This window comes from Occallatibacter sp. (genome assembly GCF_036502485.1).
Taxonomy (GTDB): Bacteria; Acidobacteriota; Terriglobia; order Terriglobales; family Acidobacteriaceae; genus Telmatobacter.
Genome location: NZ_DASXYM010000099.1, coordinates 1 through 5,997, shown reverse-complemented (window position 1 = coordinate 5,997; position 5,997 = coordinate 1). Strand labels below are relative to the sequence as shown.

The window sequence follows — 5,997 nt, the reverse complement described above, 5'->3', positions numbered from 1 at the left end:
CGGGAGCGCGGCGGACGCAAAGACCCGGCCTTTTATCAAGGCGTCATTGAGAATCCGTTCCTCAACAACCTTGCCTGGGAGATCAACGAGCAGTCTGCGCGGCAGTGCCGGGACTGGGCAGAACGCGTGGCGAACCAATCGTCACGGCCCAGGTTTGTAGCCGGCGCCATCGGGCCGTTGACCGTGTCATTGTCGAACTCCCCGGATGCTGACGATCCTGGTTTCCGCGTCGTGACGTTCGACCAGGTGAAGACTGCCTATGCGCACCAGGTGCGGGCGCTCATGGCCGGCGGCGTGGACCTTCTGCTGGTAGAGACCATCTTCGATTCGCTGAATGCCAAAGCCGCGCTGGTTGCCATTCGCGAAGTCTTCGACGAGGGCAAGACGGAACTGCCCGTGATGATCTCGGCGGCAGTCGGGCGCGGCGGCGAGACGATGATTTCCGCGCAGACCATAGAAGCGTTCTGGGACGCTGTCGAGCATGTACATCCGTTGTCAGTTGGATTGAATTGCTCCCTCGGGCCAGACCTGATGTACCCATTCCTCGAGGAGCTCTCGCAAAAGGCGAACGCAGCCATCTCGTGCTATCCAAATGCGGGCCTGCCCAATCCGCTCTCCCCGACGGGCTTCGATCTCGGACCCGAAGACATGGGCGCCCATCTCGCCAAGTTTGCGCGAAGCGGACTCATCAACATCGCCGGCGGCTGCTGCGGTAACACGCCCGAACACATCGCTGCCATCGCCAAGGCTCTCGAAGGCAAGCATCCGCGCGAACTCCACGAAGACTTCAGCGAAGCGCGCACCATCGTCGATATGAACCCGGCTCCCGCCGAGCAGTTCCGCCCTCTGCGCCTGTCGGGATCGCAGCCGTTCACTCAGCAGCAGGGCGTGTTCATCATGATCGGCGAAAGAACCAACGTCGCCGGCTCGCCCAAATTCGCCAAGCTCATCAAGGAAGGCAAATTCGAAGAGGCCGTCTCCGTGGCTCGCCAGCAGGTGGAGAGCGGAGCCAACGTGCTCGACATCTGCATGGATGAAGGCATGATCGAAGGCGTGGCCGCGATGACGCGCTTTCTGCTCTTGCTTGCCAGCGAGCCGGAAGTGGCCAATGTGCCGTTCATGGTGGACTCGTCCAACTGGGCTGTGATTGAAGCCGGCCTGAAGTGCCTGCAGGGCAAGGGCATCGTGAACTCTATCTCCTTGAAGGAAGGCGAAGACAAATTCCGCGAACACGGTGCAGCAGTGCTGAAGTACGGCGCCGCGGCCGTGGTCATGGCGTTCGACGAGAAGGGGCAGGCCGCGACTTACGAAGACAAAACCCGCATCTGCGAGCGCGCCTATCGCATCCTCGTCGACGAAGTGGGCATGGCGCCCGAAGACATCATCTTCGACCCCAACATCCTCACCGTGGCCACCGGGATGGAGGAGCACAACAACTACGCCGTTGATTTCATCAACGCCACGCGCTGGATCAAGCAGAACCTTCCCGGCGCGAAGGTGTCCGGTGGCGTCTCCAATATCTCCTTCAGCTTCCGCGGCAACAACAAAGTGCGTGAAGCGATGCACTCGGCGTTTCTGTATCACGCCATTGCCGCCGGAATGGATATGGGCATCGTGAATGCCGGCATGCTGGAGGTGTATGAGGACATTGAGCCCGAGCTTAAACAGCTCGTTGAGGATGTTCTGCTCAATCGCCGCGCCGACGCAACGGAGCGGCTGCTCGAATACGGCGAGAAGCTGAAGACTACAAAAGCCGGCGATTCCAATGCGGAGCAGAAAACCGAGGAATGGCGCAATGCTCCCGTGGAAGAGCGGTTATCGCATGCCATGGTGCGTGGCATCGATACGCACATCGAAACCGACACGGAAGAAGCCCGCGTGAAACTCGGCCGTCCGCTGGCGGTGATTGAAGGCCCGCTGATGGCGGGCATGGGCGTGGTCGGCGATCTGTTCGGCGCGGGCAAAATGTTTCTGCCCCAGGTGGTGAAATCGGCGCGCGTAATGAAGAAGGCTGTGGCCTATCTCACGCCGTTCATGGAAGCCGAGAAAGCGGAGCTTGCCGCTGCCGGACACGTGGTGCGCACCCAGGGCAAGATCGTGCTGGCCACCGTCAAGGGCGACGTGCACGACATCGGCAAGAACATCGTGGGCGTGGTGTTGGCCTGCAACAACTACGAAGTGATCGACCTCGGCGTGATGGTGCCGAGCGAGCGAATCCTGGAGCGCGCAAAACAGGAGAAAGCCGACATCATCGGGCTGAGCGGCCTCATCACCCCCTCGCTCGACGAAATGGTTCATGTCGCGCGCGAGATGGAGCGCCAGGAATTCAAGCTGCCGCTGCTGATCGGCGGCGCCACCACCAGCCGTGCGCACACCGCGATTAAGATTGCTCCCCACTACAGCCAGCCGGTGATTCACGTCATTGACGCGAGCCGAGCGGTGCCGGTCGCTACCAACCTGCTCAGCGACCAAAACCGCTCGGACTTCATCGCGAAACACACCGCTGAATACGAGACGGTACGCAAGCAGTATGCGGCGCCGCGCCAGAAGACGATTCCGATCGACGTCGCACGCAGCCGGCGAACTCCCATCGAGTGGCGCGCCGAAGACATCCCTGCCCCGCCCTCCACAGGCGTGCAGGTCCTTGATCGCTTCCCCCTCGCCACGCTGCGCGACTATATCGACTGGACGCCGTTCTTCCATACGTGGGAATTGAAGGGTGTGTATCCTCGCATCCTGGACGATGCCAAACACGGCGAACAGGCGCGGCTGCTCTTCACGGAAGCCAACCTCCTCCTCGATCGCATCATCGCTGACAGCCTGCTCACAGCGCGCGCCGTCTACGGGCTGTTCCCCGCCAATGCCATCGGCGAAGACGTGGAGCTCTACACTGATGGCGCGCGCAAATCAGTCCTCACTCAACTTCACTTCCTGCGGCAACAGTCGGACCGCGAAGGCAACGAGCCCTGCCGCTCGCTGGTGGATTTCATTGCTCCCCGGGAAACCGGCTTGCCTGATCACATCGGCGCCTTCGCTGTCACCACCGGCATCGGCCTTGAGGAGGTGCGCAACAGCTTCCGCGCGAAGCACGACGACTATAACGCGATCATGGCAGAGGCACTGGCGGATCGGCTCGCCGAAGCATTCGCCGAGTGCCTGCACAAGCGCGTGCGTGACGAATGGGGCTTCGGCCGTCAGGAGAACCTCAGCCCGGAAGAACTGATTCATGAAAAGTATCGCGGCATTCGGCCGGCGCCCGGTTATCCGGCCTGCCCTGACCACACGGAGAAGGCGGCGATCTGGCACCTGCTGGATGTGCAGGCGAAGACTGGCATCGAGCTCACCGAGTCGTTCGCCATGTGGCCGGGATCGAGCGTGAGTGGCCTCTATTTCGCCCATCCGCAGGCGCGTTATTTCAGCGTTGGCAAAATCGATCGCGACCAGGTAGAGGACTATCACGTGCGCAAAAGCATGGGTGTGGCCGAAGTAGAACGCTGGCTCGGCCCCTATCTCAATTACGATCCGGCAAAATAGGTACAGCAACGGCCCTCTTTCCCTTGCGAGTGGTGCCGCATCACAAGGGCTGGCCTCAGAGTCTCGCATCTACAATCGAAGTTGCACTTCGCAAACACAGGAGATGGTGAATGGCAATCACGGTGGTCGGCAGCGTTGCGTTCGACTCGATTGAAACCCCGGCAGGGCGGCGCGAACGCTGCCTGGGAGGCGCGGCAACCTACTTCTCGCTCTCCGCCAGCTTCTTCACACAGGTGCGCGTGATCGCCGTCGTCGGCGAGGATTTCGGAGCCGCACAACAGGCCGCCTTTGACGCGCGAAAGATCGATACGCAAGGCATTGAGCACGCGTCCGGCAAGAGCTTCTTCTGGGAGGGCTCCTACCTCGAGAATCTGAACGAAGCCAAGACCCACACCACGGACCTGAACGTGTTCGGCGCGTTTCAACCCAAAATCCCTGACGCGTATCGAGACTCCGAGTTCCTCTTTCTGGCCAATATCGACCCCGTGCTGCAGCGGCGCGTCCGCGAGGCAATGCCCGATGTGAAGCTGGTGGCCGGCGACACCATGAATTACTGGATCAAGGATCACAGGCCGGCACTGCTTGAAGTGCTGCGCGGGCTTGACATCCTGCTCATCAACGACACTGAAACCAAAATGCTCGCCGCCAACACCAACCTCGTCCAGGCCGCGCGCGCGGTCCTTGACATGGGGCCGCGCATGCTGGTCGTCAAGCATGGCGAGTATGGAGCCACTGCCTTCTACGGCCGTGACGGAATCGGCGCCAGAACGTTTCGCGCGCCGGCGCTGCCGCTCGAGGAGGTCGTTGATCCCACAGGTGCCGGCGACAGCTTTGCCGGAGGCTTCTTCGGCTACCTCGCATCGCAGAAAGAACTCACGCCCGGCGCGTTTCGGCGCGCCATGTTCTATGGCAGCGTCATGGGCTCATTCGCGGTGGAGGAGTTCGGCACTGCGCGCATAGAAAAGCTCACCCGTGAAGAGATCGACACGCGGTTCAGCCAGTTCCGCGAGTTGACGCACCTCGATTGATCGGGAGCGCGGCGGGATCAGGCAGCTTTGCGGGTTGCTTCGCTGCCGTCCTGCGAAAGGACCGACGTCTCAACATGATCCGCGCTGCGCAGCCGCAGCAGCGTGGATCTCCGGCAAGATCCGCATTGCCACGGAAACAGACCCAGCAGAGGATAAATCCGCTTCTGCATCCAGCCGCGGCGATCCTTGCGGTACAAAGCCCGATCCCCGCAACGGGGGCACCGCTGCGGAGTGTGGACTACTTCCACATGCAGCATATGCACCCTCTGCCCTGCCCCGCTCCAGGCGTGATTCAACCGATGCACCAGTTCCGGACCCAGCCGGATTGGCGCAAAATCGCCGGACACCAGCGCTTCGATCTTCACTCGCGTCAACCGGGGCCTCGCATTTGCTGAGGCGCCGCGGGCGTTCTGTTGTGAATCTTCCCGATCGTGCCGGGAAACATGGGGCAAATGGGTGCTGCTGCTCATCCGAAGGAGCCTCTGGCCGAATTCCCGTCCATCAACTTCGATGCCGCGGGTCCCGCGCAGGAGGCCCGGGTTTTGCGCGTTCGCGCCCTGACCCCGGCACAGCCCGGACTCGGAGCAGATCAGAGCCGCGCGACGGCCTTCCTGCGAAAGCACTCGGGCGCGTGGTCGTTCACCATCCCCGCGGCCTGCATGAACGCATACACGATCACAGGCCCCACAAACTTGAATCCGCGCTTCTTCAGCCGCTTTGACATCTCCACCGCCGTCGGCGTCTGCACCGGCACCGGCCCGGCCAACTGTAGCGGCTTGCCACCCGCCATTCCCCACAACCACGAGCCAAAATCCTCGCCCGCCTTCTGCATCTCCAGGTAAATTCGCGCGCCCTGGATCGTGGATTCGATTTTCGCCCGCGAGCGGATGATGCCGGGATTCGCGAGCAGCCGCGCGATGTCCTTCTCGGTAAAGCGCGCCACCTTCGCCGGATCGAACCCCTTGAACCCCTCGCGAAACGCCTCGCGCTTACGCAGCACCGTGATCCAGGCGAGACCCGCCTGAAATCCCTCAAGCATCAGCAGTTCCCACAGCGCGCGGCTGTCGCGCTCCGGTACTCCCCACTCTTCATCGTGATACGCACGCATGAGAGGATCGCTCTGCGACCAATTGCAGCGGATCTTCGTCTCTTCGCTTGCCGGCATGAGGACATTCTCGCAGCTAGAACCACGCAGCAAAGTGGCATTTTCCTCAAAAAAATGCCACCTTCTCCGAATTAGAAACCGCACACGAACTCTGCAGCCGCGCTAGGCCTCGAGCTGCATCATCAGGTCTTCCCACTCGCCGGTCAGCGCATTCAACTGCACGCGAAGATCCTCGGCAAGCTTGGTGAGCCGCTGCGTCTCCTCGACGGACACAAACCTTCCCAGCTGCTGCTCCGTGTCGGCAAGCGCCGCCTCCACCCGTGGAACTTC

At 61.6% G+C, this 5,997-nt stretch carries 4 protein-coding genes; 2 read left to right on the top strand and 2 right to left on the bottom strand.

Annotated features, from left to right (window positions below; all coding sequences use genetic code 11):
• Both metH and VGL22_RS13920 read left to right on the top strand, forming a co-directional pair.
• On the top strand, positions 1 to 3,534 hold a 3,534-nt coding region (gene metH, locus VGL22_RS13925), incomplete at its 5' end, for a methionine synthase (protein WP_465267538.1).
• Positions 3,535 to 3,644: 110 nt separating this feature from the next.
• Positions 3,645 to 4,562 (top strand): PfkB family carbohydrate kinase, encoded by a 918-nt coding sequence (locus tag VGL22_RS13920; protein ID WP_465267537.1) that lies wholly within the window; start codon positions 3,645 to 3,647, stop codon positions 4,560 to 4,562.
• Positions 4,563 to 4,579: 17 nt separating this feature from the next.
• On the opposite strand, the gene VGL22_RS13915 is transcribed toward VGL22_RS13920, so the two are convergent.
• Positions 4,580 to 4,927 carry a hypothetical protein gene (locus tag VGL22_RS13915; RefSeq protein WP_465267536.1) on the bottom strand — a complete coding sequence of 116 codons (348 nt, stop codon included), beginning with the start codon at positions 4,925 to 4,927 and terminating at the stop codon, positions 4,580 to 4,582.
• Between the two features lie 224 nt (positions 4,928 to 5,151).
• A complete protein-coding gene (locus VGL22_RS13910) occupies positions 5,152 to 5,727 on the bottom strand; it encodes a DNA-3-methyladenine glycosylase I (RefSeq protein WP_465267539.1) in 576 nt (191 codons plus the stop codon).
• Between the last annotated feature and the right edge of the window lie 270 nt (positions 5,728 to 5,997).